The 26,613-nt window shown below is 34.3% G+C and carries 39 protein-coding genes; 35 read left to right on the top strand and 4 right to left on the bottom strand.

Annotated features, from left to right (window positions below):
- The first annotated feature begins 12 nt into the window (after nucleotides 1-12).
- The 31 genes from fusA (at nucleotide 13) to rplQ (ending at nucleotide 17,694) form a co-directional block, all read left to right on the top strand.
- On the top strand, nucleotides 13-2,115 hold the full coding sequence (fusA, locus tag I1N47_03795; protein WBF65540.1) for an elongation factor G: 2,103 nt from the start codon (nucleotides 13-15) through the stop codon (nucleotides 2,113-2,115).
- 85 nt (nucleotides 2,116-2,200) lie between these two features.
- The gene (tuf, locus tag I1N47_03790) at nucleotides 2,201-3,391 is read left to right on the top strand and encodes an elongation factor Tu (protein ID WBF65539.1); all 1,191 of its coding nucleotides are present in this window, start codon (nucleotides 2,201-2,203) and stop codon (nucleotides 3,389-3,391) included.
- Between the two features lie 60 nt (nucleotides 3,392-3,451).
- Nucleotides 3,452-3,763, top strand: coding sequence for a 30S ribosomal protein S10 (gene rpsJ, locus I1N47_03785; GenBank protein ID WBF65538.1), 312 nt, complete (start codon nucleotides 3,452-3,454; stop codon nucleotides 3,761-3,763).
- A 113-nt stretch (nucleotides 3,764-3,876) separates the two neighbouring features.
- Complete coding sequence (gene rplC / locus I1N47_03780) at nucleotides 3,877-4,581, top strand: 50S ribosomal protein L3 (protein WBF65537.1); 705 nt, start codon at nucleotides 3,877-3,879, stop codon at nucleotides 4,579-4,581.
- Between the two features lie 2 nt (nucleotides 4,582-4,583).
- Nucleotides 4,584-5,201 carry a 50S ribosomal protein L4 gene (gene rplD, locus I1N47_03775; protein WBF65536.1) on the top strand — a complete coding sequence of 206 codons (618 nt, stop codon included), beginning with the start codon at nucleotides 4,584-4,586 and terminating at the stop codon, nucleotides 5,199-5,201.
- A complete protein-coding gene (gene rplW, locus I1N47_03770) occupies nucleotides 5,198-5,494 on the top strand; it encodes a 50S ribosomal protein L23 (protein WBF65535.1) in 297 nt (98 codons plus the stop codon). Before rplD ends, rplW begins: the two co-directional genes overlap by 4 nt.
- Before the next feature lie 2 nt (nucleotides 5,495-5,496).
- Nucleotides 5,497-6,324: a 50S ribosomal protein L2 gene (rplB, locus tag I1N47_03765; protein WBF65534.1), complete on the top strand. Its 828-nt coding sequence runs from the start codon at nucleotides 5,497-5,499 to the stop codon at nucleotides 6,322-6,324.
- An 11-nt stretch (nucleotides 6,325-6,335) separates the two neighbouring features.
- The gene (gene rpsS / locus I1N47_03760) at nucleotides 6,336-6,611 is read left to right on the top strand and encodes a 30S ribosomal protein S19 (GenBank protein ID WBF65533.1); all 276 of its coding nucleotides are present in this window, start codon (nucleotides 6,336-6,338) and stop codon (nucleotides 6,609-6,611) included.
- Between the two features lie 3 nt (nucleotides 6,612-6,614).
- The gene (gene rplV / locus I1N47_03755) at nucleotides 6,615-6,944 is read left to right on the top strand and encodes a 50S ribosomal protein L22 (protein ID WBF65532.1); all 330 of its coding nucleotides are present in this window, start codon (nucleotides 6,615-6,617) and stop codon (nucleotides 6,942-6,944) included.
- Between the two features lie 8 nt (nucleotides 6,945-6,952).
- The gene (gene rpsC / locus I1N47_03750; GenBank protein WBF65531.1) at nucleotides 6,953-7,744 is read left to right on the top strand and encodes a 30S ribosomal protein S3; all 792 of its coding nucleotides are present in this window, start codon (nucleotides 6,953-6,955) and stop codon (nucleotides 7,742-7,744) included.
- 3 nt (nucleotides 7,745-7,747) lie between these two features.
- Nucleotides 7,748-8,167, top strand: coding sequence for a 50S ribosomal protein L16 (rplP, locus tag I1N47_03745; GenBank protein WBF65530.1), 420 nt, complete (start codon nucleotides 7,748-7,750; stop codon nucleotides 8,165-8,167).
- A gap of 14 nt (nucleotides 8,168-8,181) precedes the next feature.
- Entirely contained in the window at nucleotides 8,182-8,382 is a 201-nt protein-coding gene (gene rpmC / locus I1N47_03740) for a 50S ribosomal protein L29 (protein WBF65529.1), read from the top strand.
- Nucleotides 8,379-8,657, top strand: a complete 279-nt coding sequence (gene rpsQ / locus I1N47_03735) for a 30S ribosomal protein S17 (GenBank protein ID WBF65528.1) — start codon at nucleotides 8,379-8,381, stop codon at nucleotides 8,655-8,657. The genes rpmC and rpsQ overlap by 4 nt, the downstream gene beginning before the upstream one ends.
- 214 nt (nucleotides 8,658-8,871) lie before the next feature.
- A complete protein-coding gene (gene rplN, locus I1N47_03730; GenBank protein WBF65527.1) occupies nucleotides 8,872-9,240 on the top strand; it encodes a 50S ribosomal protein L14 in 369 nt (122 codons plus the stop codon).
- Nucleotides 9,241-9,249: 9 nt separating this feature from the next.
- Entirely contained in the window at nucleotides 9,250-9,573 is a 324-nt protein-coding gene (gene rplX / locus I1N47_03725) for a 50S ribosomal protein L24 (protein WBF65526.1), read from the top strand.
- A gap of 14 nt (nucleotides 9,574-9,587) precedes the next feature.
- Nucleotides 9,588-10,127, top strand: a complete 540-nt coding sequence (gene rplE, locus I1N47_03720) for a 50S ribosomal protein L5 (protein ID WBF65525.1) — start codon at nucleotides 9,588-9,590, stop codon at nucleotides 10,125-10,127.
- A 14-nt stretch (nucleotides 10,128-10,141) separates the two neighbouring features.
- Complete coding sequence (gene rpsN, locus I1N47_03715) at nucleotides 10,142-10,447, top strand: 30S ribosomal protein S14 (protein WBF65524.1); 306 nt, start codon at nucleotides 10,142-10,144, stop codon at nucleotides 10,445-10,447.
- A 10-nt stretch (nucleotides 10,448-10,457) separates the two neighbouring features.
- Nucleotides 10,458-10,853 (top strand): 30S ribosomal protein S8, encoded by a 396-nt coding sequence (rpsH, locus tag I1N47_03710; protein ID WBF65523.1) that lies wholly within the window; start codon nucleotides 10,458-10,460, stop codon nucleotides 10,851-10,853.
- Between the two features lie 12 nt (nucleotides 10,854-10,865).
- Nucleotides 10,866-11,399, top strand: a complete 534-nt coding sequence (rplF, locus tag I1N47_03705) for a 50S ribosomal protein L6 (protein ID WBF65522.1) — start codon at nucleotides 10,866-10,868, stop codon at nucleotides 11,397-11,399.
- Nucleotides 11,400-11,426: 27 nt separating this feature from the next.
- Nucleotides 11,427-11,792: a 50S ribosomal protein L18 gene (rplR, locus tag I1N47_03700; GenBank protein ID WBF65521.1), complete on the top strand. Its 366-nt coding sequence runs from the start codon at nucleotides 11,427-11,429 to the stop codon at nucleotides 11,790-11,792.
- Between the two features lie 14 nt (nucleotides 11,793-11,806).
- Nucleotides 11,807-12,328, top strand: coding sequence for a 30S ribosomal protein S5 (gene rpsE, locus I1N47_03695; GenBank protein ID WBF65520.1), 522 nt, complete (start codon nucleotides 11,807-11,809; stop codon nucleotides 12,326-12,328).
- 5 nt (nucleotides 12,329-12,333) lie between these two features.
- On the top strand, nucleotides 12,334-12,519 hold the full coding sequence (gene rpmD / locus I1N47_03690) for a 50S ribosomal protein L30 (protein WBF65519.1): 186 nt from the start codon (nucleotides 12,334-12,336) through the stop codon (nucleotides 12,517-12,519).
- Between the two features lie 10 nt (nucleotides 12,520-12,529).
- The gene (gene rplO, locus I1N47_03685) at nucleotides 12,530-12,970 is read left to right on the top strand and encodes a 50S ribosomal protein L15 (protein ID WBF65518.1); all 441 of its coding nucleotides are present in this window, start codon (nucleotides 12,530-12,532) and stop codon (nucleotides 12,968-12,970) included.
- Nucleotides 12,971-12,982: 12 nt separating this feature from the next.
- Complete coding sequence (gene secY, locus I1N47_03680) at nucleotides 12,983-14,290, top strand: preprotein translocase subunit SecY (protein WBF65517.1); 1,308 nt, start codon at nucleotides 12,983-12,985, stop codon at nucleotides 14,288-14,290.
- 41 nt (nucleotides 14,291-14,331) lie between these two features.
- Nucleotides 14,332-14,550 (top strand): translation initiation factor IF-1, encoded by a 219-nt coding sequence (gene infA / locus I1N47_03675; GenBank protein WBF65516.1) that lies wholly within the window; start codon nucleotides 14,332-14,334, stop codon nucleotides 14,548-14,550.
- A 34-nt stretch (nucleotides 14,551-14,584) separates the two neighbouring features.
- Nucleotides 14,585-14,698: a 50S ribosomal protein L36 gene (gene rpmJ / locus I1N47_03670; protein ID WBF65515.1), complete on the top strand. Its 114-nt coding sequence runs from the start codon at nucleotides 14,585-14,587 to the stop codon at nucleotides 14,696-14,698.
- A gap of 56 nt (nucleotides 14,699-14,754) precedes the next feature.
- Nucleotides 14,755-15,120: a 30S ribosomal protein S13 gene (gene rpsM / locus I1N47_03665; protein ID WBF65514.1), complete on the top strand. Its 366-nt coding sequence runs from the start codon at nucleotides 14,755-14,757 to the stop codon at nucleotides 15,118-15,120.
- Between the two features lie 16 nt (nucleotides 15,121-15,136).
- Nucleotides 15,137-15,538, top strand: a complete 402-nt coding sequence (rpsK, locus tag I1N47_03660; GenBank protein WBF65513.1) for a 30S ribosomal protein S11 — start codon at nucleotides 15,137-15,139, stop codon at nucleotides 15,536-15,538.
- A 14-nt stretch (nucleotides 15,539-15,552) separates the two neighbouring features.
- On the top strand, nucleotides 15,553-16,176 hold the full coding sequence (gene rpsD, locus I1N47_03655; protein ID WBF65512.1) for a 30S ribosomal protein S4: 624 nt from the start codon (nucleotides 15,553-15,555) through the stop codon (nucleotides 16,174-16,176).
- Between the two features lie 87 nt (nucleotides 16,177-16,263).
- Complete coding sequence (rpoA, locus tag I1N47_03650) at nucleotides 16,264-17,250, top strand: DNA-directed RNA polymerase subunit alpha (GenBank protein ID WBF65511.1); 987 nt, start codon at nucleotides 16,264-16,266, stop codon at nucleotides 17,248-17,250.
- A gap of 60 nt (nucleotides 17,251-17,310) precedes the next feature.
- Nucleotides 17,311-17,694 (top strand): 50S ribosomal protein L17, encoded by a 384-nt coding sequence (gene rplQ / locus I1N47_03645; protein ID WBF65510.1) that lies wholly within the window; start codon nucleotides 17,311-17,313, stop codon nucleotides 17,692-17,694.
- Between the two features lie 71 nt (nucleotides 17,695-17,765).
- Here the strand turns inward: rplQ and hemB are convergent, their stop codons facing one another.
- The 3 genes from hemB to lysA are packed head-to-tail and all read right to left on the bottom strand — an operon-like array spanning nucleotide 17,766 to nucleotide 20,743.
- The gene (hemB, locus tag I1N47_03640) at nucleotides 17,766-18,791 is read right to left on the bottom strand and encodes a porphobilinogen synthase (GenBank protein WBF65509.1); all 1,026 of its coding nucleotides are present in this window, start codon (nucleotides 18,789-18,791) and stop codon (nucleotides 17,766-17,768) included.
- Nucleotides 18,788-19,417, bottom strand: coding sequence for a YihA family ribosome biogenesis GTP-binding protein (locus tag I1N47_03635; GenBank protein WBF65921.1), 630 nt, complete (start codon nucleotides 19,415-19,417; stop codon nucleotides 18,788-18,790). The genes hemB and I1N47_03635 overlap by 4 nt, the downstream gene beginning before the upstream one ends.
- Nucleotides 19,418-19,474: 57 nt before the next feature.
- On the bottom strand, nucleotides 19,475-20,743 hold the full coding sequence (gene lysA / locus I1N47_03630) for a diaminopimelate decarboxylase (protein WBF65508.1): 1,269 nt from the start codon (nucleotides 20,741-20,743) through the stop codon (nucleotides 19,475-19,477).
- Between the two features lie 291 nt (nucleotides 20,744-21,034).
- Here lysA and cyaY point away from each other — a divergent pair, with 291 nt between their 5' ends.
- Nucleotides 21,035-21,364 carry an iron donor protein CyaY gene (cyaY, locus tag I1N47_03625; GenBank protein ID WBF65507.1) on the top strand — a complete coding sequence of 110 codons (330 nt, stop codon included), beginning with the start codon at nucleotides 21,035-21,037 and terminating at the stop codon, nucleotides 21,362-21,364.
- An 18-nt stretch (nucleotides 21,365-21,382) separates the two neighbouring features.
- On the opposite strand, the gene I1N47_03620 is transcribed toward cyaY, so the two are convergent.
- Nucleotides 21,383-23,695 (bottom strand): PBP1A family penicillin-binding protein, encoded by a 2,313-nt coding sequence (locus I1N47_03620; protein WBF65506.1) that lies wholly within the window; start codon nucleotides 23,693-23,695, stop codon nucleotides 21,383-21,385.
- Nucleotides 23,696-23,767: 72 nt separating this feature from the next.
- Between I1N47_03620 and I1N47_03615 the strand changes: the two genes are divergently transcribed.
- Genes I1N47_03615 through I1N47_03605 form a run of 3 tightly spaced genes read left to right on the top strand, consistent with a single transcriptional unit; the run spans nucleotide 23,768 to nucleotide 26,604 of the window.
- On the top strand, nucleotides 23,768-24,397 hold the full coding sequence (locus I1N47_03615; protein WBF65505.1) for a shikimate kinase: 630 nt from the start codon (nucleotides 23,768-23,770) through the stop codon (nucleotides 24,395-24,397).
- Nucleotides 24,394-25,470: a 3-dehydroquinate synthase gene (gene aroB / locus I1N47_03610; GenBank protein ID WBF65504.1), complete on the top strand. Its 1,077-nt coding sequence runs from the start codon at nucleotides 24,394-24,396 to the stop codon at nucleotides 25,468-25,470. The genes I1N47_03615 and aroB overlap by 4 nt, the downstream gene beginning before the upstream one ends.
- Nucleotides 25,471-26,604 (top strand): deoxyguanosinetriphosphate triphosphohydrolase, encoded by a 1,134-nt coding sequence (locus tag I1N47_03605; GenBank protein ID WBF65503.1) that lies wholly within the window; start codon nucleotides 25,471-25,473, stop codon nucleotides 26,602-26,604.
- Nucleotides 26,605-26,613: the final 9 nt, after the last annotated feature.

Here is a 26,613-nt window from a genome sequence, read left to right as displayed (position 1 = left end):
TGAGGATCAATAATGGCTCGTAAGACAATTATAGAATGTTATAGGAATATAGGTATATCTGCTCATATAGATGCGGGTAAAACCACGACTACAGAACGTATTTTATTTTATACAGGTGTTAATCACAAGATAGGTGAAGTTCATGATGGGGCTGCCACTATGGACTGGATGGAGCAAGAGCAAGAGAGAGGAATCACTATTACTTCGGCTGCTACAACTGCCTTTTGGAAAGGTATGGCTAATAATTATCCTGAGCATAGAATAAATATCATTGATACTCCTGGTCACGTTGATTTCACTATAGAAGTTGAGAGATCAATGAGAGTTCTGGATGGAGCTTGTATGGTTTATTGTGCTGTTGGTGGTGTTCAGCCTCAATCAGAAACAGTATGGCGTCAAGCTAATAAATACAAAGTGCCTAGATTAGCTTTTGTGAACAAAATGGATCGCACTGGAGCAAATTTTTTTAAGGTTTATGATCAATTAAAATCTAGATTAAAAGCAAATCCTGTGCCTATAGTCATACCAATAGGATCTGAAGATCAGTTTTTAGGTGTGATTGATTTAGTAAAAATGGAATCAATTATTTGGGATGAGAAAAGTCAAGGTATAAAATTTGATTATCTTCCTATTCCAGATAATTTAAAAGAGCAAGCAAATAAATGGAGAGAAAATTTGCTTGAAGTTGCTGCTGAATCATCAGAAGAGTTAATGGATAAGTATCTTGAAACAGGAACACTAAGTGAATCTGAGATAAATATGGCTATTCGTAAGAGAACTATTGCTTGCGAGATTCAACCTATGCTTTGTGGTAGTGCTTTTAAAAACAAAGGTGTTCAACGGATGTTGGATTCTGTAATAGATTATTTGCCTTCACCGGTAGATATTCCTCCTGTATCGGGTCTTGACGATGAGGGCAATGAAATTTATCGTAATTCTGATGATCAAGAAAAAATGTCTGCCTTGGCTTTTAAATTGATGAGTGATCCTTTTGTTGGCCAGTTAACATTTATTAGAGTATATTCAGGAATTCTAAAATCTGGTGATACAGTTTTTAACCCTATTAAAGGTAGAAAAGAACGTATAGGTCGATTATTGCAAATGCATGCTAATAATCGAGAGGAAATAAAAGAAGTTTTATCTGGTGATATTGCAGCAGTGGTTGGTCTTAAGGATGTTACTACGGGTGAAACTTTATGTGATGTGGATAGTCATATTACTTTAGAAAGAATGATTTTCCCAGAGCCTGTTATATCTCAAGCTGTAGAGCCTAAGTCTAAAGCAGATCAAGAGAAAATGGGTCTTGCTTTATCTCGTTTAGCACAAGAGGATCCGTCTTTTAGGGTCCGTAGTGATGAAGAATCTGGTCAAACTATTATTTCTGGTATGGGTGAATTGCATCTAGAAATTTTAGTAGATAGAATGAAGAGGGAGTTCGGAGTTGAGGCTAATGTTGGCAAGCCTCAAGTAGCTTATAGAGAGACAATCAGAAAAGTTTGCGATCAAGCTGAAGGTAAATTTATTAAACAGTCTGGTGGTCGTGGACAGTATGGTCACGTAGTTCTTAAAGTGGAGCCTTTACCTCCAGGTAGTGGTTATAAATTTATAGATGCTATTAAGGGAGGGGTAGTACCAAGGGAATATATCCCAGCAGTTGATAAAGGGATCCAAGAAACAATTCCATCGGGAGTGCTCGCAGGATATCCTGTAGTTGATGTTCAGGTTACCCTATTTTTTGGGTCATATCATGATGTTGATTCTAATGAAAATGCTTTCAAAATGGCTGGCTCAATAGCTTTTAAAGAAGGTTTAAGAAAAGCGAGTCCTGTAATTTTAGAACCTATGATGTCTGTCGAAGTAGAGACTCCAGAGGAATATGCTGGTGCTGTAATGGGTGATTTGTCATCACGTAGAGGTATGGTACAAGGCATGGATGATATCATTAGTGGTGGTAAAATAATAAAGTCGGAGGTTCCTTTGGCTGAAATGTTTGGTTATGCTACTAATCTTCGTTCTTTGACACAAGGGCGAGCTACATATACTATGGAGTTTAAACATTATTCTGAAGCTCCAAAAAATGTTGTAGATGAAGTCATAGCAGCTCGGACTAAATAATGAATATTGACAAAAATAGCTTACTCAATTATTTTGAATTTGTAAGTGTTTCGTTTATTTTTTTTGAAAAAATTAAGGTATAAAGATGGCTAAAGGCAAGTTTGAACGTAGTAAGCCTCATGTAAATGTAGGTACTATTGGTCACGTTGATCATGGTAAAACAACTTTAACAGCTGCTATTACTACTGTTTTGGCAACTAAGTTTGGAGGAGAAGCTTGTGGTTATGCACAAATCGATGCTGCTCCAGAGGAAAAAGCTAGAGGTATTACAATAAATACTGCTCATGTGGAGTATGAGACATCTAATCGTCATTATGCACATGTGGATTGTCCTGGACATGCTGATTATGTAAAAAACATGATAACAGGAGCGGCTCAGATGGACGGGGCTATTCTTGTTGTTTCTGCTGCTGATGGCCCTATGCCACAGACAAGAGAGCATATATTGTTATCTCGTCAGGTTGGTGTGCCATATATTGTTGTGTTCCTAAACAAGTCAGACATGGTCGACGATGAAGAATTGCTCGAACTCGTAGAAATGGAAGTTCGTGAATTGTTGTCCAAATATGATTTTCCAGGAGATGATACCCCAATTATTAAAGGTTCTGCTAAACTAGCCTTGGAAGGTGATAAAGGAGAGTTAGGAGAAAAAGCTATTTTAGCTTTAGCTGATGCTTTAGATAGCTATATACCAACACCAGAACGCGCTATAGATGGAACATTTTTGATGCCAGTTGAGGATGTATTCTCGATATCTGGTCGTGGAACTGTTGTTACTGGTCGTGTAGAAAGAGGTGTTGTTAAAGTTGGTGAAGAAATTGAGGTAGTGGGAATCAAAGATACAATTAAGACAACATGTACTGGTGTTGAAATGTTCCGTAAATTGTTGGATCAAGGTCAAGCTGGTGATAATGTCGGTATTTTGTTGAGAGGAACAAAGAGAGAGGATGTTGAAAGAGGGCAAGTTTTAGCAAAGCCTGGTACTATTACTCCTCACACCGAATTTTCAGCTGAGGTTTATGTTTTATCTAAGGAAGAAGGTGGTCGTCATACTCCTTTCTTTAATGGTTATCGTCCGCAGTTTTATTTTCGTACCACCGATGTCACAGGTACTATTGATTTACCTAAAGATAAAGAGATGGTACTTCCTGGTGATAATGTAAGTATTACTGTGAAGCTTTTAGCTCCAATCGCAATGGAAGAAGGATTAAGATTTGCGATACGTGAAGGCGGTAGAACAGTTGGTGCCGGTGTGGTGTCTAAAATTATTGCTTAGTTTATTTTTTAGTAGCGAAGGTATTTTTTACCTTCGTTTTTTCGTTCTTTAGGAATCTTCATGAAAAACCAAAAGATTCGCATTCGTTTGAAAGCTTTTGATTATAAACTAATAGATCAGTCTGCTGCAGAAATAGTTGATACAGCAAAGAGAACTGGGGCTGTTGTTAGAGGACCAGTGCCTCTACCTAGTCGTATTCGACGTTATGATTTATTACGTTCTCCGCATGTTAATAAGACATCGAGAGATCAGTTTGAAATTCGTACTCATCAAAGATTGATGGATATAGTTGATCCTACTGATAAAACTGTTGATGCTTTAATGAGACTTGATTTGCCGGCAGGTGTTGATGTAGAAATTGCTTTGCAGTAGTTTATTTTTATAGTAATATTTCTTATTAATTATAATATTTATATTATTATAAACTAAACTTTATTAGTTTTTATATTTTTTATTAAAAAAACAATCGACCAATCGTAGTCGAAATGGAGAAAATAATGTCAGAATCGACAGCTAATTCTGTAGCTTATAGGCTAGGAATGGTAGGTCGCAAAATTGGCATGACTCGTATATTTACAGAAGATGGGGAATCCATACCTGTAACTGTAGTTGATGTGTCAAATAATCGCATAACCCAAATCAAGTCACAAGAAATTGATGGCTATGATGCTGTTCAGGTTGCATATGGTTTTCGCAAAACCTCGCGTTTATCTAAATCTCAAATTGGACACTATTCAAAAGCTGCTGTAGAGGCTGGTAGTGTTCTTAAAGAATTTAGGTTGAACCATGAACAATTAAAAGATCTTTCTATAGGTTCTGTAATTAATGTGAATAGTGTTTTCCATAATGGTCAATATGTAGATGTTACAGGAACAACTATAGGTAAGGGTTTTGCAGGAACTATCAAGAGACATAATTTTGGTTCTCAGAGAAATTCTCATGGTAACTCTCGTTCTCATAGAGTACCTGGTTCTATTGGTCAAGCACAAGATCCAGGTAGAGTTTTTCCTGGAAAGAAAATGTCTGGTCATATGGGTTCAGTCAAACGTACTATACAAAATCTTGAAATTATAAGAATAGATATCGAAAGAAATTTGCTCTTATTAAAGGGTGCCGTTCCTGGTTATTCGGATGCTGATTTGATAGTGCGACCAGCTATTAAGAAAATTTTTAAAAATGGGGGGCTATAACAATGGATTTAAAGCTCCTTAATGAGCAGGGCTCTAATGGTGTTATTTCTGGTCCTGATAATATATTTGCTTGTGAGTTTAATAACTCATTGGTTCATCAAATTGTTGTTGCCTTTCAAGCAAATGCCCGCTCTGGGAATCGTGCTCAAAAAGATAGATCTGAAGTAAGGCACAGTACAAAGAAACCATGGCGTCAAAAAGGTACAGGTCGTGCTAGGGCTGGTATGACATCATCTCCTTTATGGCGTGGAGGTGGTCGTATATTCCCTAATTCTCCAGAAGAAAATTTTTCCCAAAAAATAAATAAGAAAATGTATCGTTCTGGTATGAGATCTATATTGTCACAATTAGTTCGTGAGGATCGTTTAGCAGTTATAGAATCTTTTGAATTAAGTTCTCCTAAGACTAGGCTGGCTGCAAATAAGATTAAATCATTTGGTTTGACTTCAGTACTAATTGTCTTAGAGGAAATAGATGAGAATATTTATTTGGCCACTCGTAATTTACCTCATATAGCTGTTACAGAGACTCGTTATATAGATCCACTATCACTTGTACACTATAAGAAAATTCTTTTTACTAGAGGTGCTATTAAGCAACTTGAGGAGATGTTAGGATGAACGCAGAACGTTTAATGCAAATAATTTTATCTCCTGTAGTTACCGAAAAAGCTACTTTTATTGCTGATAAACATCGTCAGGTTATTTTTCGAGTGTTGCCAGATGCAACTAAATTAGAAGTTAAGGCAGCAGTAGAATTATTATTTAAAGTTCAAGTTGATTCTGTTGCTATGCTTAATCGCAAGGGTAAAGTTAAGAAATTTGGTCGTTTTATGGGCCGTAGGCGCCATGAGAAAAAAGCATATATTTCTCTTCGTGATGGTTATGAAATTAACTTTGCAGAGGTGGCATAATAATGACTATTTTAAAAGTAAAGCCAACCTCTCCTGGTAGGAGAGGTCTAATTAAAATAACAGGTCAATCTTTGCATAAAGGCGATCCATTTTTTCCTCTTTTAGAAAAACAAAAAAGAGGATCTGGTCGTAATAATAATGGACATATTACAATCAGGCATAAAGGTGGTGGTCATAAACAAGCCTATAGAATTGTAGATTTTCGTCGTGATAAAGATGGAATTCCAGCGAAAGTAGAACGTATTGAATATGATCCTAACCGTAGTGCTAATATTGCTTTATTATGTTATGCAGATGGAGAGAGACGTTATATTATAGCTCCTAGAAATTTAGAGATAGGTGTAACGCTTATTTCTGGTGTTGACGCACCTATCAAGGCAGGTAATACATTACCTATTAGAAATATACCTGTTGGGTCTACTATACACTGTATAGAGATGCGTCCTGGTAAGGGAGCTCAATTATCTAGGTCAGCTGGTTCTTCAGCTGTATTGCTTGCTAGAGAAGGTGTTTATGCCCAAATTCGTCTCAGATCTGGAGAGGTTCGCAGTATTCATGTTGATTGTCGAGCTACTCTTGGTGAGGTCGGTAATGCAGAGCACAGTCTTAAACAGATAGGTAAGGCAGGAGCTATGCGTTGGCGAGGAGTTCGTCCTACTGTTAGAGGTGTGGCTATGAATCCGGTTGATCATCCACATGGTGGTGGAGAAGGACGAACAGGGGAAGCTCGTGAACCGGTTAGTCCATGGGGAACTCCTGCTAAGGGATATAAAACTCGTCGTAATAAAAGGACTAGCAATATGATTGTCCAGCGACGTAAAAACAAATAAAGGCTAACAATATGTCACGTTCAATCAAAAAAGGTCCTTTTGTAGATCTTCATCTTATGAAAAAAATAGATGCAGCTGTTGCTGGTAGAGACAAAAAACCAATTAAAACTTGGTCTAGGCGTTCTACTGTTTTACCTGAGTTTATTGGGTTGACAATTGCTGTGCATAATGGACGTCAGCAAGTTCCTGTTTATATTAATGAAAATATGGTTGGTCACAAGCTTGGAGAGTTTGCTTTGACTAGAACCTTTAAAGGACATGCTGCAGATAAAAAGGCGAAAAGGTAAAATATGGAAACTACTGCTGTTATTCGTGGAGTTCACATATCTTCTCAGAAAACACGTTTGGTTGCTGATTTAATTAGAGGCAAAACAGTTGCGCAAGCTCTTAATATCCTAAAGTTTTCTCCTAAGAAAGCTGCTGGTATTTTAAAGAAAGCAGTTGATTCTGCTATAGCTAATGCAGAACATAATAATGGTGCTGATATAGATGAGTTGCGAGTGAACGCAATTTTTATTGATAAAGGTCAATCGATGAAGCGATTTTCTGCAAGAGCTAAAGGTCGTGGTAATCGTATTGAGAAGCAAACATGTCATATTACAGTTAAAGTCGGATCCTAGGAGCAGATATGGGACAAAAGATTTATCCTACAGGTTTTCGTCTGTCAGTTTCTAGAAATTGGTCTTCTAAATGGTATTCTGAAGATCGAGATTTTAGTGCTATATTGGCAGGTGATATTAGGATTCGGGAGTATTTGAAGAAAAAACTAAAGAATGCTTCTGTTAGTCGTGTGTTGATTGAGAGGCCAGCTAAAAACGCTCGTGTTACCATTTATTCAGCCCGTCCAGGTGTTGTAATAGGTAAAAAGGGTGAGGATATAGAAATTCTTAAGTCGGACTTGCAAAAATTAGCAGGAGTTCCTGTTCATGTAAATATAGAAGAGGTAAGAAAACCTGAGATTGATGCTCAGTTAATAGCTGATTCTATAGCGCAGCAATTAGAAAAAAGAATAATGTTTCGCAGAGCTATGAAAAGAGCCATGCAAAATGCTATGCGCTTAGGAGCTCAGGGTATTAAGATTATGAGTTCAGGTCGGTTAAATGGTATAGAAATAGCTAGAACTGAATGGTATAGAGAAGGGCGAGTTCCTTTGCATACTTTGAGAGCTGGAATCGATTATGGTACAGCTGAAGCTCGTACTACCTATGGTATTATAGGTATAAAGGTATGGGTATATAAAGGAGATATGTCTTTAAGTAGTGAATCTTTAGTTGATACTACAGTGAGAGATGATGAGCAAAGAAAACCTCGTAAATCTTCTCGTGGAGAAAAGACAGATCATAAAACAACACGCCAACGTCATCGTAGTCGCTCAACTGTTAAAGTTGCAGCAACTTCTTCATCTAGTGAAGGGGATTAAAATATGTTACAACCGGCTCGTAGAAAATATAGAAAAGAACATAAGGGTCGTAATACAGGTCTTGCAGGTAGTGGAGCAAATGTTTCATTTGGAGAATTTGGCTTAAAAGCTACAGGTAGAGGAAGGCTAACAGCACGACAAATAGAGTCTGCCAGGCGCGCTATAAATAGACATATAAAACGTGGTGGCCGTGTATGGATTAGAATTTTTCCTGATAAACCAATATCTCAAAAACCTGCCGAGGTTAGAATGGGTAATGGAAAAGGTAATCCGGAGTATTGGGTATCTGAAATTCAACCAGGAAAAGTTTTGTATGAAATGGAAGGTGTTAGTGAAGAGCTCGCTCGTGAAGCTTTTCGATTAGCTGCTGCCAAGTTGCCTATTTCGACAACATTCGTATCTCGTCGTATAGGCGGTTCTTAATAGGGGTATTTTTAATGAAGGCTAATGAACTTCGTTTAAAGGAAATGTCTGAGCTTCATGTGGAATTAGAAAGCTTGTTAAAGACACAATTTAAATTGCGTATGCAGATAGCTACCAAGCAACTTGTTAATACATCTCAAATAAGTAAGGTTCGTAAGAGTATTGCTAGAATACGTACTATTCTTACTGAGAAAGCAAGGAAAAAAATCAAATGAATACAATAGTAGAACAGGTTTCTAAACGTCAACGCGTTTTAATAGGTAAAGTTATTAGTAGTAAGATGAATAAATCTGTTGTTGTTCAAGTGGAAAGAAGAGTAAAACATCCACTTTTAGGTAAAGTGGTTACTCGTTCTGCGAACTATAAAGCACACGATGAAGAAAATAAGTATAAAGATGGGGATATTGTTGAAATTAAAGAGTGTAGACCAATTTCTCGTGATAAGTCATGGATGGTTGTATCTTTAGTTACAGCTGCAACTTTAATTTAATTTTTTTAACGGTTGTTTTAAACTGCCGTTGTCTCTTGTGTTTTTTGATGATGCATGAGACAATTAATAGGGAAGCTTTCTACATTTTTAGAAAGCTTGTTTTTAGCAAAAATCAACCCAAATTTGTTATTTTATAGCAATATACGGGGCCAAAACTGGTAAAGATTTAGACTAATTAGTTGATATCTTGACTAAGTTGGAACAGGAAAAGATCATGATCCAAATGCAGACCACGCTTGATGTGGCCGATAATACTGGTGCACGCCATGTGATGTGTATTAAAGTTCTCGGTGGGTCCAAGCGACGTTATGCCGGAATCGGCGATGTTATTAAAGTAAGTGTTAAAGATGCTGCTCCACGTGGTAGAGTAAAAAAAGGTGAGGTTTATAATGCAGTAATAGTTAGAGCTACTAAAGGAGTCCGTAGAAAAGACGGTTCTTTGATTCGTTTTGGTAGTAATGCGGCTGTTTTATTAAATTCTAAATTAGAACCTATAGGGACCCGTATTTTTGGTCCTGTTACTCGTGAATTGCGTGGTGAGAGATTTATGAAGATTGTATCTTTAGCTCCAGAGGTTTTGTAAAGGGCTGATATGAATAAAATTCGTAAAGGAGATGAAGTAATTGTTCTTTCTGGTCGTGATAGGAAAAAACGAGGAATTGTTTTATCCGTGGTAGACAAAGAACATTTATTGGTAGAAGGTATTAATGTTGTTAAAAAACATCTTAAACCAAACCCTATGACTAATAATCCTGGTGGTATTGTAGATAAAACAATGCCTATACATATTTCAAATGTTGCTCTTTTTAATTCCGAAACAGGTAAAGGAGAGCGAGTTGGCATTCAGAAAAAAGATGTTGGTGGTAAAGTTAGAATTTTTCGTTCCAATGGTAGTGTTGTTGGTACTAAATCATAGGGAGCGAGATTTATATGTCTAGATTACAAGATTTATATAAGAACGAGATTGTACATTCTTTACTTTCTAAGTTTGGATATAAAAGTATAATGGAAGCACCTCGTGTTTCTAAAATCACTTTGAATATGGGTGTTTCAGAGGCAGTTGCCGATAAAAAGATTATTGATAATGCTGTATCTGATTTAAGTAGAATAGCTGGTCAGAAAGCTGTTATAACTAAGACTCGTAAAGCTATAGCTGGTTTTAAAATTCGAGAGAACTATCCAATAGGTTGCATGGTTACGCTGCGTGGCGAACGTATGTATGAATTTCTGGATCGTTTAGTATCTATTGCATTACCTAGAGTGCGTGATTTTAGAGGGGTTTCTGCTCGTGCATTTGATGGTCGTGGCAATTATAATGTTGGTGTTAAAGAACAAATTATTTTTCCTGAGATCGAGTATGATAAAGTGGATGTAATAAGAGGTTTAAACATTAGCATAAATACTACAGCGAAGACTGATGAGGAAGCAAAAGCTTTATTGGTAGCTTTTGGTTTTCCTTTTCGTAATTAATGGGGGATTATAATATGGCTAAACTATCCCTTATAAATCGTGATGTTAAGCGCATAAGATTGGCTGCTAAGTTTGCGGTAAAACGTGCTGAGTTGAAAAGTTTAATCCAAGATAACTCTAAGAGTGAAGAGGAGCGTTATCAGGCTAGACTTAAACTTCAGCAGTTACCAAGAAATGCCAATCCAACTAGACAACGTAATCGTTGTCTTATTACAGGGCGCCCTAGGGGTGTTTTTCGTCAGTTTGGTTTGGCACGTCATAAGTTACGCGAAATGGCAATGCGAGGAGAAATTCCTGGCATGACCAAAGCTAGCTGGTAGGAGGAATGAGATGAGCATGAGCGATCCGATTGCTGATATGTTGACTCGTATTCGCAACGCACAGCAAGCTGATAAATTAACAGTTAGTATGCCTTCTTCAAATATTAAAATGGCTATAGCTGCTGTTTTAAAGGAAGAAGGTTATGTAGATAATTTTCAAATTAAAGGAGTCGTTTCTAAACCTGAATTAGAAATTACTCTTAAATATTATGCAGGCCGTCCGGTTATAGAAAAAATTGATCGTGTTTCGCGTCCTGGTTTGCGTGTATATAAAAAAAGTATAGGTATTCCACAAGTGATGAATGGTTTAGGAATAGCTATTGTTTCAACTTCGCGAGGTGTTATGACTGATCGTAAAGCTCGGGCTAATGGAGTTGGTGGTGAAATTTTATGTTACGTGGCTTAAGGAGATGTTCTAATGTCACGAATAGCTAAATATCCTATTGAAATTCCTGCTGGAGTTCAGGCAAAGATTGAGGGTGAGAGTATTGTTGTTAGTGGAAAATTAGGTGTGCTCACACAATGCCTAGATAAAGATGTTAAGGTAGAGCTACTTGATAATAAGATTAGTTTTTCTTTAGTCCAAGTTACAGAGCAATCAAAAGCAATGATTGGAACTTTACGAGCGCTTGTATCAAATATGGTTATGGGTGTTAGTAAAGGCTTTGAACGAAAATTACTTTTAGTTGGTGTTGGCTATAGAGCATCTCTTCAAAACAATACTGTTAAGTTACAGCTTGGATTTTCACATGATGTTTTATATCCATTGCCAAATGGTATTTCTGCACAGATAACTTCTCCAACAGAGATATTGATAAAGGGTATAGATAAACAAGCAGTTGGTCAGGTAGCAGCTAAAATTAGGTCTTATCGTTCTCCTGAGCCTTATAAAGGCAAAGGTATTAGGTATGCTGATGAGAAAGTTATGCTTAAAGAAGCTAAGAAGAAATAATAGATACGTAGATAAGGAATAGTTGTTATGAATAAAAAAAATTCCAGATTACGTCGAGCAGTTCCAACTAGACGTAGAATTAGGGAATTACAGGTTAATCGTCTTTCTATCTTTCGTTCTAATTTGCATATATATGCAAATATTATTTCGCCTGATGGAGATAGAGTTTTAGTTAGTGCTTCCACTATAGAAGCGGAAGTGCGTTCTTTGGTTTCTGCTCAAACTACACATGGTGGTAATAAAATAGCTGCTGCTATAGTTGGTGCTCGTATTGCAGAAAAAGCTAAAGCTGCTGGAATTGATCAAGTTGCTTTTGATCGTTCGGGATTTCGTTATCATGGTAGAGTGAAAGAACTTGCGGATGCAGCACGTAATGCTGGCTTAAAGTTTTAACGAGGGTTCAAAAAATGGCCAAAGTACAAGGCAAAAGTAATACAGATAAAGAAAACAATGATGGTTTGCGTGAAAAAATGATAGCAGTAAACCGTGTCAGTAAAGTGGTGAAGGGAGGTAGGACGATGAGTTTTGCTGCTTTGACCGTTGTTGGTGATGGGGATGGCCGTATAGGCATGGGTAAGGGAAAGGCTCGTGAAGTTCCTATGTCTGTGCAAAAGGCTATGGAACAAGCTCGCCGTAATATGTTTAAGGTTTCTTTAAGAAACGGTACTTTACAGCATGTTGTGATTGGTAAGCATGGTGCTTCTAAAGTTATTATTTCTCCAGCATCTGAGGGTTCTGGTGTTATAGCTGGTGGTCCAATGCGTGCTATTTTTGAAGTAATGGGAGTACGGAATGTTGTTGCAAAAAGTTTAGGTTCTAGTAATCCTTATAACTTAGTTCGTGCTACATTTAATGGCTTGCGTTCTTCTTCTACTCCATCAGAGGTGGCTGCTAAAAGAGGTAAAAGTGTTGAGGAAATTTTGGGGTAATTTTTATGACTAATAAGCAGATAAAAATTCAGCTTTTACGTTCTACGATAGGGACTAGGAAAGATCATCGTGATACTATTAGAGGTCTTGGTTTGCGCAAGGTAAATAGTACTAGTATTTTAAATGATACCCCTGAAGTGAGAGGAATGGTTCGTAAAGTGAATTATCTTATTGATGTTTCAGATATCTAGGGGTATTAAGATGTTAGAAATTAGATTGAATTCTCTTAGTCCTGCTGAGGGCAGTAAATTTTCTAGGCGTAGAGTTGGTCGTGGTATAGGGTCTGGTTTTGGTAAAACGGCAGGTCGTGGTCATAAAGGCCAAAAGTCTCGTTCTGGTGGATTTCATAAAGTTGGTTTCGAGGGAGGACAAATGCCTTTGCAAAGACGTCTTCCTAAGAGAGGTTTTAGACAATTAGATCAGCATCTTTATGCCCAAATTAGCTTGTCTGATTTGCAGAAATTATCGACAGAAGAGGTTGATTTACAAATTTTAAAAGCTGCTGGTTTGATAAAAAACGGTGTTAAATTTGTTAAGCTTATAAAATCTGGTTCTGTATCTCGTAAGTTTATATTAAAAGGGATTTCTGTTTCTGCTGGTGCACGTGTTGCAATAGAAGAGATTGGTGGATCAATATTATAAGAGGATTTTGAAGTGGCTAAAGGAATTTCATCTTTGGGCAATAATCTGGGTTATTCTGATTTAAAAAGGAGAGCGTTGTTTCTTGTTCTAGCTCTTTTAGTTTATCGTATTGGTACTCATGTTCCTGTTCCAGGTGTTGATCCCTACGCTTTAGAAGAACTTTTTAATAGAAATCAAGGTGGTATTATAAGTTTATTTAATATGTTTTCTGGTGGAGCTTTATCTAGATTTTCAGTGTTTGCTTTAGGTATTATGCCATATATATCTGCTTCTATTTTTGTGCAGTTATTAAGTGTCATTGTTCCTTCATTGCATGCTTTGAAAAAGGAAGGTGAGGCAGGAAGAAGAAAAATATCTAGATATACAAGATATATTACAGTTTTGATTGCGTTAGTGCAGGCTATTGGTGTTACATTAGTTCTAGATTCACAGCAAGGTTTGATCATAGATAGCAGTTTTTTCTATCAGTTTACAAGAGTCTTAACTTTAGTTTCCGGTACTATGTTTGTTATGTGGCTTGGAGAGCAAATTACAGAAAGAGGTTTAGGTAATGGGATTTCCATGATAATATTTGCTGGAATAGTGTCGGAACTTCCGAGTGCTATTTTTGCTCTTTTAGAAATGGTTCGCGTTTATTCAATAACATTATTTGCTGCCTTTTTTATCATTGCTGTTGTTATTGTTGTAACTTTTTTAGTAGTTTTTGTTGAGATGGGTCAACGTAAAATTGTTGTTAATTATGCTCAACGTCAAGTTGGGAATAAGATTTATAGAGGACAGAACTCTCATTTACCATTAAAATTAAATATGTCTGGAGTTATACCTCCTATATTTGCTTCTGCTCTTATGTTGCTTCCTGCCACTGTTGCAAGTTGGTTTTCTGAAGTAGAACATATGGATTGGTTAAGTAAATTGGCTGAATATTTGTCTCCTAGACAACCTGTTTATTTAGTTTTATATTCTGTTCTTATAGTGTTTTTTTGTTTTTTTTATACGGCTTTAGTATTTAATAGCAGAGAAACAGCTGATAATCTCAAAAAAAGCGGAGCTTTGATACCTGGTATTAGACCAGGAGAGCAAACCTCACGTTATATTGATAAAATATTAACTAGGTTAACTTTGGTTGGTGCTTTATATATTTTAATTATATGTCTTGTTCCAGAGTTCTTGGTTTCTAAGTGGAGTGTGCCTTTTAGTTTTGGAGGTACTTCTCTCTTAATAATTGTGGTTGTAACGATGGACTTTATGACACAGGTTCAAACTTGTCTTATGTCTTATCAGTACGATTCTTTGCTTAAGAAAGCTAATTTCAAGAGTTAGAATGATGAAAAATATTTGTTTTATTTTAAGTAAAAAAGATAATGTCTAAGGACGATGTCATACAAATGCAGGGAGAGGTTTTGGAAAATCTTCCAAATGCGAATTTTCGCGTTAAGCTCGAAAATGGTCATGTAGTTTTAGGTCATATATCTGGTAAGATGCGCATGCATTACATCAGAATATTGCCTGGAGATAAAGTGACTGTAGAGCTAACACCTTATGATCTTACTAGGGCTCGAATTATTTTCCGTGCCAAGTAAGCCAAGAAATGTTACGGAAAGTTAGGAGTTAACCATGAAAGTAATGGCATCGGTTAAGCGGGTTTGCCGCAATTGTAAGGTAATTAAACGTCATGGAGTAGTGCGAATTATTTGCACCGATCCACGTCATAAACAGCGTCAAGGTTAGTATGTTTTTTTATCATATTAGAATTGATGAACAAATGATTTATTCAAGGAACAGTCATGGCCCGTATTGCTGGCATTAATATTCCGCCACAACAGCATGCTGAGATTGGTCTTACCGCAATTTTTGGTATTGGACGTTCTAGTGCTCGCAAAATTTGTGAAGCTTCTGGAGTTTCTGTTAGCAAAAAAATAAAGGATATGACCGATGCGGAATTGGAGCGGATTCGTGAACAAGTTAATTTGTTCACTGTAGAAGGTGATCTTCGTCGAGAGATTCAATTTTCAATTAAAAGGTTAATTGATCTTGGTACATATCGTGGTATGCGTCATAAAAGGGGGCTTCCCGTTCGAGGTCAGAGAACTCGCACTAATGCTCGTACTCGAAAGGGTCCACGTCGTGCTGCTGCCTCTCTGAAAAAATAATTGAGGAATTTAGATTATGGCGAAAAACTCTGTAAGCGGTTCTTCACGTATCCGCAAAAAAATAAAAAAAAATGTTTCTGATGGTATAGCGCATATACATGCTTCTTTCAATAATACTATCGTAACTATAACAGATAGACAAGGTAACGCTTTGTCTTGGGCGACTTCAGGTTCTTCTGGTTTCAAGGGATCAAGAAAGTCAACTCCATTTGCTGCACAGGTAGCTGCTGAAACTGCTGGACGTGCTGCATTGGATTTTGGAATAAAAACTCTCGAGGTACGTATTAAAGGACCTGGACCTGGACGTGAATCTTCTGTTAGAGCCTTGAATGCTCTTGGTATTAAAATTTCAAGTATAGCAGATATCACTCCTGTTCCTCACAATGGATGTCGTCCTCCAAAGCGTCGTCGTATATAAAGGTAATATTTATCATGGCACGTTATATTGGACCAAAATGTAAGCTCTCTCGTCGTGAGGGAACTGATCTTTTTTTGAAAAGCGCACGTAGATCTTTTGATTCAAAATGTAAATCTGAATCGAAGCCTGGACAACATGGGCGTATTTCTGGAGCACGTACATCTGATTATGGATCTCAGATGCGTGAGAAACAGAAATTAAAAAGAATGTATGGTATTTTAGAAAAACAGTTTCGTAAATATTTTAGGGAATCAGAGCGTCTTAGAGGAAATACTGGAGAAACTTTGATTAAATTACTAGAATCTAGACTTGATAATGTTGTATATAGAATGGGATTCGGATCTACACGTGCAGAATCTAGACAACTAGTTAACCACAGAGCTATTGAAGTAAATGGTAAGGTTGTTGATATAGCATCATTATCTGTTAAAGCAGGTGATCGAATTTCTATTCGAAACAGATCTAGGAATCAGAGTAGAATTAAAGAATCTATTAAGTTAGCAGAAAATATCGGTATTCCTCAATGGGTAGATGTTGATATTGAAAAACTTACTGGTGTTTTCAAAACTTCTCCTGATCGTGCAGATGTTGCTAGAGATATAAATGAGTCAATGATAGTAGAACTTTATTCTCGATAATCTGTATTTGCTTGATGAATTATTATTTAGTTTTTATCAGCCTTATCAGTGTAACGAGCTGAGGGTATTGAAAAAAGGGTTGAGAGTATGCCTATTAGGGATTTTTTAAAACCTCGAACTATAGAGGTAGAACCTATAAGCCCAAATAGGGCTAGAGTTTCGATGGAACCTTTCGAGCGTGGTTATGGACATACACTTGGAAATGCTTTAAGACGTATTCTATTGTCTTCTATGGAAGGATATGCCCCTACTGAAGTTATAATATCTGGGGTAGTTCATGAGTATTCTACTATTCCTGGGGTACGTGAAGATGTTGTAGATATATTGATGAATTTGAAGGGTGTTGTGTTTAAACTTCATGGTCGGAGTGATGCAAATTTAACTCTGGTTAAAGAAGGGGTATCAGAAGTTTTAGCAAAAGATATTAGTTTGCCTCATGATGTTGAAATAATTAATCCGGAACATTTAATTTGTAATTTAACTGGTAGTAGTAAATTAGAAATACATTTCAAGGTTGATAGAGGTCGTGGTTATGTTCCTGGTAATGTGAGAGCCTTGATGGAAGATAAAAGCAACTCCATAGGTCGTATTGTATTGGATGCTTCTTATAGTCCTGTGAGGAAAGTAAGTTACTTTGTTGAAAGTGCTCGTGTTGAACAGCGTACTGATTTAGATAAACTTATTTTAGATATAGAAACAAATGGAGTGATGACTCCAGAGGAATCTATTAGAAAAGCTGCTGCTATACTTATGGATCAGCTGTCTATATTTGCCTCTTTGCAAGGATCTCAGGATTCTCAAGAATTACCATCTAGAAATGCTCCACGTATAGATCCTGTTTTGTTAAAACCAGTTGATGAATTAGAGTTAACAGTTCGTTCTGCTAATTGTTTAAAAGCTGAAAATGTTTATTATATTGGCGATTTAATTCAAAGAACAGAGAATGATTTATTAAAAACTCCTAATTTAGGCCGTAAATCCTTAAATGAAATAAAAGATGTATTGGCCTCAAGAGGATTAACACTTGGCATGAAACTAGATAATTGGCCTCCTATAGATATAGAGCATTCATGATTATTCATATAGTTCTTAAAATAGTAAAGAAATTATTTTTAAATTTGAAGGAAATTTATTATGCGCCATGCTAATGGGTTGCGTAAGCTGAATCGCACTAGTAGTCATCGTCTTGCTATGTTTCGCAATATGGCAGTTTCCCTAATTAATTGTGAAGCAATTAAGACTACTTTGCCAAAGGCTAAAGAATTACGTCATGTTATAGAGCCTTTGATTACATTAGGTAAAAGTCCAACTTTAGCAAATAAACGTAGAGCTTTTGCTCGTTTAAGAGATCGTGAAGCTGTTGTTAAGTTATTTGCTGATATTGGTCCTCGTTATCTTAATAGACCAGGTGGATATACTAGAATTTTAAAAATGGGATTCCGTCAAGGTGATAATGCACCAATGGCTTTTATGGAAATGGTAGATAGATCGGATAATAGTTCTACTATATCTAAATAAATAATATTTGTATGGAAATTTAAACTAAGAGGTTGTAAACAATCTCTTAGTTTGTTTGTTTTTAATAGTATTTAAATGAAGTTGTTATGTTTAATCAATTTTGCTATTTCTAAAGCAAAATATGTAATAACTCCATCTGCTCCAGCTCTTTTAAATCCTATCATTGTTTCTATTATTGTTTTATTATTATCAAGCCAACCATTGTTTATAGCTGATTTTAACATGGAATATTCTCCACTAACTTGATAAATAAAAGTTGGCATTTCGAATTTTTCTTTTACTCTATATAATATATCAAGATATGGCATACCTGGTTTTACCATCACCATATCAGCTCCTTCTTTAATATCGAGAAAAACCTCTCTTATTGCTTCATTTGAGTTACCTGGATGCATTTGATAATTTAATTTTGTTGAGTTTTTTAAATTGTTCGTTGACCCTATTGCGTCTCTAAAAGGACCATAAAAAGCACTAGCATATTTCGCAGAGTAAGCCATAATAAGAGTATTAATATGGTTGTTTAACTCAAGACTATGTCTTATAGTACCAATTCTGCCATCCATCATATCACTTGGTGCGATTATATCTGCTCCAGCATTGGCTTGAATCAGTGCTTGTTTTACTAACATTTCAACAGTAGTATCATTTATAACATACCCACTATCATCTATTATTCCATCTTGTCCATGAGAAGTATAAGGATCTAATGCGACATCAGTCATAACACCTAATTCTGGGAAGCGTTTCTTTATTTCTTTTATGCATTTAGGAATAATGCCATCTGGATTAATAGATTCGATACCATTACTTTTTTTCAAATTAGAATCAATAACAGGAAATAGTGCAATTGCAGGAATTCCTAAGTTTATGCATTCTTCAGCGATATATAATGCTTGATCAATTGAATACCTATAGATTCCAGGCATAGAAGGAATAGCTTGTTTTATATTTATGCCATCTATTATAAATATTGGAAATATTAGGTCATTTACTGAAATACTTGTTTCTGAAATTAGTCTTCGTGAAAAATTTTTATTTCTTAATCTTCTTAGTCTTGTATTAGGAAAATAGCCTGAGGTAATTTGTTTGGATGTCATAATATTATTTCTTTGTTATTCAATATTAATTTTTCAATCGAAGTAGTTGTTTCTGTTATGCCTATTTTTTTAGTGGCAGAGAAGCTAATTACTTCAAAAGGTTTTTTTATAAAACTTAGATTTTGTTCTATATATTTTTTTGTTTTAATGACTTGTTCGTGATTTAATTTATCTACTTTAGTAAGTAATATTATTATAGTTTTGTTTAATGGTTCTATTAAATCTATTAGATATCTATCTAGATTAGTAATACCGCGTCTTATATCTAGTAATAGAATAAAACCTCTTATGGATTTTCTATTTTGAATGTAGTTAATTATTGTGATTTCTAAATTTTTTTGTTCTGAATTTGGTAAATTCGAATATCCATAACCAGGTAAATCTACTAGATATCCGCATATGTTAGAATTAATAGTTTGCTTTAATGCAAACATATTTATCAATCTAGTTCTTCCTGGTGTTTTGCTAGAGAAGGCTAGTTTCTTTTTATTGGTTATTAAATTTATAGCCGATGATTTGCCGGAGTTAGATCTACCAAGAAAACATATTTCTGGAATACCTTCTATTGGTAATTGATTTGTTTTGTAGGCAGAACTGTAAAAGAAAGCTGTATGTAGTAATGACACTGGTTTTTGTTCTTTATTCATAAACAAGACTTTATGAAAAAGTCTTGTTTTTAGTGATTAAATTGTTGTTTCTAATTCTAGAATGTCTGATAATTTTTCTCTATTTTTAATAACATAGAATCTTGAACCATCTACTATTACTTCTGCAGGTCTAACTCTAGAATTATAATTGCTAGCCATAGTAGTACAATAAGCTCCAGCTGATTCTATAACTAGAAGATCATTTTCTTTGACGGTAAGAAATCTATTTTTTGCAAGCCAGTCAGCACTTTCACATACAGGACCAACTATATCATATTCTTTAGCTTGACCACTTCTTGATTGGACTTGTTGAATTTCATGATACGATTGATATAAAGCTGGTCTTATTAAATCATTCATAGCAGCATCTACTATAATAAAATTTTTATCATCAGAGTGTTTTAAATATAAAATTTTTGTTAAAAGTATTCCTGAGTTGCCAATTAAAGAACGTCCTGGTTCCAATATCAATTCTAGATGATTCAAATTTGCTTCTTTTAATTTAGAACGGGCAGTATCTACAATATCTTTTGGGTCTGGTACAATCTCATCTTTATATGTGATGCCTAAACCGCCACCAATATCTACATGTTTAATATTAATATTATTTTCAATTAAATTTTGTATAAGTGGAATTATTTTTTCTAAAGCGGCTGAGAAAGGAGAAATTTCTGTTAGCTGTGAACCTATGTGGCAATCTATACCTATTATTTTGATAAAAGGTAATGATGAAGCAATTTTATAGCAATCAAAAGCATTTTTAAAAGCAATGCCAAATTTGTTTTCTTTTAATCCTGTTGATATATATGGGTGGGTTTTGGCGTCAACATCAGGATTAACTCTAAGTGATATTGGTGCTATTATCTTTAATTCATCAGCTATTTGTGATATTTTATATAATTCTGCTTCTGATTCAATATTGAAACATTTTATACCAGATTTGAGGGCATTTTTTATTTCCCATTCTTGTTTTCCAACACCTGAAAAAACTATTTTCTTAGGATCACCTCCAACAGATAATACCCTTTCAAGTTCTCCGCCAGATACTATATCAAATCCAGAGCCCAGGTTAACAAATTCCTTCAAAATAGCAAGGTTAGAGTTAGCTTTCATACCATAACAGACCATAGCATTATTATTTTTGATGGCGTTATAGTATCTGTTCCAAGAGTCCTTGAGGCTTGCTCTTGAGTAAACGTACAAGGGAGTTCCAATTTTTTGAGATAAAAGTTCTAGATTAACATCTTCCAGGTGTAATATGTTATTTTTTATTTTTAAATAAGGGGTTTTAATTTTATTAGTCATAATTCAATTTAGAGAAATTATTTATTAATAATGAGGTGTTTCATTTATATTATGAAAATTTTCTTGTGAAAATTTTTGTAATTTACTAGTCTCACAGAGATTTCCTTTATATCCACAAGAGCTTACAAGGAAACAAACTAAAAATATCATTATTAACTTATTTAATCTATTTTTAGATATCATAATGGGTTACTATGTTTTAAGAAAAAATTATATTATATACTTGTATTATATCTCTTAATATTATTTTCATGTGATTTTATATATATTAACTTTGAGCGTAAAGATAGCATGACAGATTTTGAATTTATAGACTTATTTGGCAAAACTCTAAATGCTGTTAGTGACCAGATAGATGATCTTTTAAATTATGATATAGACATAGATACAGATTTAAATGGATTAATTTTGAACGTAAAGTTTGATAATTTTGATTATATAGTAATAACAGGACAAGTTTATCTACAAGAACTTTGGCTTGCAACCGTTAAAAACGGAGGTTTTCACTATTTTTATGATGGTTATAAATGGAAAGATAAAAGAGGAGGTCAGGATTTCGATCTAAAATTATCTGAAATTTGTTCCAATATTATTGGCAGAGATTTTGTACTTAAATTATAGTTTATAGTTATTAGGAAGTTAATTTATCAATTTATTGTTTTTTAATGAAATTGGATTTTTAGATAAGATTTCAGAAATTGCTTGGCCTGGAGGGAATTCTTTAAAATAGAAATTATTTTTAGCATTCAAGATTCCTTCTGGCATAACAGTATTTTTATCTTCAGGCATATTTTTCAAAATTTTGCTCATGTAATCTATCCACATTGGCATAGCTAATCTTCCTCCTGTTTCATTCAATCCTAATGATCTGGGCAAATCAAACCCCATCCAGGCTGTTGCTACTAATTGTTGATTATATCCAGAAAACCATGCATCTATTGCATCATTAGTAGTTCCTGTTTTTCCAGCAATGTCATTGCGTTTAAGTAATTTATTAGTTCTAGATGCAGTACCATAGGTGGCTACTCCTTTTAGCATATCATTCATAATATAAGCAGTTCTAGGGTCAATGCTTTGATTGCTTTTATCTGGCTCTATCGGTAAATGTTGCATAATAATTTGTCCAGAGTTATCTGTAACTTTTTCTATTAAATATGGTGGTATTAAATGTCCACCATTAGCAAATGTGGAAAAAGCAGTAGTTAATTGCAATGGAGTTACCAGTCCTGTTCCTAAAGCCATTGATAAAACAGCTGGGTGACGATTTTTATCAAAGCCAAATTTTGTTAGATATTCTTGGGCATAACTGGGACCTATATAATCTAGTATTCTTATTGAAACCATATTTTTAGATTTATAAAGGCCTTGGCGCATTGTGAGAATTTCTTCATAGCGATGTCCATAATTTTTTGGACTCCATGCTTTTGAACCAGTTTGTTCGGCTGTCAGTTCAAAAGGCATATCAGAAATTTTAGTATTGGGAGTTAATCCTTTTTCCAGGCTAGCTGCGTATATAAAAGGCTTTATGCTAGATCCAGGTTGTCTCCAAGCTTGTGTAGCTCTATTAAAATTATCTTTGTAAAAATCTGAGCCACCTATAAGGGAAATAATTGCTCCATTCTTAGGAGATATTGAAATAAAAGCTGCTTGTACTGATGGCAAGTTAATAATTTTCTTTATATTATTTTCTTGATGCAACACATATATCAATGAACCTATCTTTATTCTCTTATTATTATCTAGTTTTTTAGTTAATTCAATGGATTTTTTATCGTTTATTTTAGTGATCTCATGATTTCTATTGATTAATGTAATTTCTTCATCATTTATACCTATAACTAGGTATGCTAATAATTCTTTATGGTCTTGATATTGGTCAAATATTTTATATAGTTTTTCTTTAAAAGATTTTTGTTTAATTTCTGTATCATTTTCATCTGGTGGTTTAATCGAAAATTGAGCTTCAGGACCATTGTATCTTGATTGTATGGTATATTTTATGACAGCATTTCTTACTGCATTATATGCAGTTATTTGATCAAATGATCTGATCGTAGTATAGACATTAAGTCCCTTTGAGTATAATTGTTCTTTGTATACCTTGAACATTAGTTGTCTTACAGTTTCTGCTATATGATCACTATAATTTTTATAATCTGTTAGTTTATTTCCTGTTTGTTTTATATGGATTTTTTGATTAATTGCTTGTTGGTATTCTGACTCAGAAATGTACCCAAGCGATAACATTCTATCAAGAATATATTTTTTCCTGGCTTGTGCTCTTGTTATATTCGATATAGGATTATATATTGAAGGTGCCTTTGGGATACCTGCTAATAAAGCAGCCTCGGCTATAGTTACTTTTGATAATGGTTTTCCTAGATATGTTAGTGAAGCTGTTTCAAAACCATAGGAATGATGTCCTAGATATATTTGATTCATATATAGTTCTAGAATTTGATTTTTTGTTAATTCTTTTTCTATTTTTATAGTTAATAATAGCTCATATAATTTGCGAGAATATGTCTTTTCTGAAGAAAGATAAAAGTTTCTAGCTACTTGCATCGTTATAGTGCTAGCTCCTTGAGTTTTTGACATGTTACGTAAATTAATAATACTAGCTCTTATTATTCCTTGCCAATTTATTCCTTTATGTTTGTAGAAATGGTTGTCTTCAGCTGCTAGTATTGCTAGTTTCATTTGATCAGGTATTTCATCAAAACGTAATAGTTTTCTTCGTTCCTCTCCAAATTCTCCGATTAATATATTATCTGCACTATAGATTCTTAGTGGAATAGGTGGTTTGTAATCTATCATTACATTGAGGTTTGGTAATTTAGGCCATGTGAAAATTGATATAATACAAAGAAGTATTATTAAACATAGTAAGAAATAGGCTGTTATAATCAAGGATTTTGATAATAATCTTGATGATAATTTTTTATTGTTCATTTAGTTGATATACTAATTGCTTCGAAGTTAATTTTATAAATTCTAAAATTTAAATAGAGTATTTACGTAAATATGGATATTTCTAAAAAGTTTCAATCTAATTATATAAAGAGTACATCATTTGATGAATCTCATCAAAATATTAAGGGTTATTATGCTACATCAAAACAGCTATGCGATAAAACGCCTATTTTTTTAGTTGGAATGATGGGAGCAGGAAAAAGCACAATTGGCAGAAGTTTAGCCCAGTATATGGATAGAAAATTTATAGATTTAGATTATGAAATAGAAGCGGCTTGTGGGGTTAAGATACCACTAATTTTTGAGATAGAAGGTGAATCTGGATTTAGAAAAAGAGAGTCTGATTTTTTGAAGAGATATTCACTAGATGAGAGAATAGTATTAGCCACTGGAGGAGGAGCTGTTTTAGCACCAGATAATAGACAAATTCTGAAATCCAGAGGAATTGTTGTATATTTAAAAGCAGAGTTAGATGTTCTATTTAAGAGAACAAATTCTGATCATAATCGTCCATTACTTGCTACTAAAGATCCTTATTTAAAATTACAAAGTTTGCTTGAATTACGTGATCCTATGTACCATGAGGTTGCAGATATAATTATAGATACTAGTTTTTATAATGTTATTGATATAGCAAAAGAATTAGTGTTGATGTTAAAGAGAAATGAGAAATCTATATGAAAGTCGTTAATGTTGATGTGCCCAATGCTTCTTATCCTATTAATATTGAACAAGGTCGTTTAGATCACTTGGATCTAGCTGTTCCATCAGATGCTACTTCTGTGGTTATAGTAACTAATCCAAAAGTTGCAGGTCTATATTTATCTAGAGTGAAAGCTTCTTTGCAAAAAACTGGTTTGCCAGTTTTTGTAATTGAATTACCAGATGGTGAGGTTTATAAAAACTGGGAGAGTTTAAACAAAATTTTTGATATTCTTTTGACTAATAAAATAGATCGTCAATCTGTTTTGCTTGCACTAGGAGGTGGAGTTATTGGAGATATAACTGGTTTTGCTGCTTCTGTTTATATGAGGGGTATTAGGTTTATACAGGTTCCGACAACTTTATTGGCTCAAGTAGATTCTTCGGTTGGAGGAAAAACAGCTATAAATCATCCTCTAGGTAAAAATATGATAGGTGCATTTTATCAGCCTAATTCTGTAGAAGTTGATGTAGATGTTCTTGATACCTTGGATCCTAGGGAGGTTTCAGCAGGATTATCAGAGGTTATCAAATATGGGTTGATATTAGACTCAGATTTTTGGGAATGGTGTGAAAATAATATCCAAGATTTATTATCTTTGAAAAAGAGCTCTATAGAATATGCTATAAAACGCTCTTGTGAGTTAAAATCATATGTTGTTAGTAAAGATGAAAAAGAATCAGGTTTGCGTGCTATCCTCAATTTAGGGCATACTTTTGGTCATGCTATAGAATCTGGTTTAGGTTATGGTAAATGGCTCCATGGTGAAGCTGTAGGGTGTGGTTTGATTCAATCAATATTATTATCTTCTTTGGTATTTGATTTAGACAAAACTATTCTTGATCGTGTTAAATCATTAGTATCTAAAATAGGATGCCCAGTAATTGCACCTGATCTTGGTTTTGATAAATGGATAGATCTCATGTCAGTTGATAAAAAAAATACACAGGGAAATATTAGATTTGTTTTGATAGACAGAATAGGACATGCGTTGATCAAACAAGTTTCGGAGGATAAAATAAGAATAACTCTAGAAAAAACAACAAAATAAATGACAAATATTCTAATGCCTTATGCGTGTAGACCAGAAGAAACAAAAGGTCGTTTATATACTGAAAATAATGAAAGATCTTTACATAGAAACAATTTCCAGAGGGATAGAGATCGAATTATCCATTCCAAGGCTTTTAGAAAATTGGATTCTAAAACTCAGGTTTTTGTTAATATTGATTCTAGTAATTGTTTCCGTACACGTTTAACACATAGCCTGGAAGTTTCACAAATTGCAAGAACTATTGCTAGAAGCATGTCTCTTTCGGAGGATTTATCAGAAGCTATAGCTTTAGCACATGATTTAGGACATGCTCCATTTGGGCATGCTGGGCAAGAGGAAATAAATTTAGCTATTCAGAGCTTGGGTATGAATATAGGTTGTTTCGAGCATAATTTACAAGGTTTAAGAATAGTGGACCTTTTAGAAAAGAGATATATTAATTTTAATGGTTTAAATCTCTGTTTTGAAACTCGTGAAGGAATATTGAAACATTGTAGTAAAAAAGATGCCGAAAAATTAGGAGATATTGGAGCTAGATTTATTAATGGGACTAATCCATCCTTAGAAGCGCAATTAGTAGATTATGCTGATGAGATAGCTTACAATACACATGATATAGATGATGGTTTGCATTATGGTTTAATAGAGTTAAAGGATCTGAAAGATCTATATCTTTTTGGAAAATGTTTTTATGATGTTAAGCACTTATATCGTGATTTTGACGAAAAAATTTTAATTTTAGAAACTATTAGAAGTTTAATTAATATTTTAGTGATGGATATTATTAGTAACTCAACTAATATTATTCATCAAATTAGTCCAAAAAATATTTATGATGTAAGAGTCAAATGTAATATGATAAGATTTTCTGAATCAATGGAAAACTATTTGAATGAAATAAAGAGTTTCTTATACCTAAAATTATATAGACATGATGTGGTTTTAAATGCTGCTGCAAAGGGTAGATATATAATTAAAACATTATTTGAAATATATATGAACAATCATAGACTATTACCAAAGGAAATTCTATACTGTGATTCTGATAATATAAATCAACAGATTGTGGATTATATATCTGGTATGACAGATCGTGATGCTATATCTTGTTTTAAATCTTTTAATAGATAAGGTTTTTAA

The organism is Candidatus Kinetoplastibacterium crithidii (assembly GCA_027557655.1).
GTDB lineage: Bacteria > Pseudomonadota > Gammaproteobacteria > Burkholderiales > Burkholderiaceae_B > Kinetoplastidibacterium > Kinetoplastidibacterium crithidii_C.
Note: the sequence above shows the minus strand (reverse complement) of the source record. Positions and strands in the feature narration are given on the sequence as shown.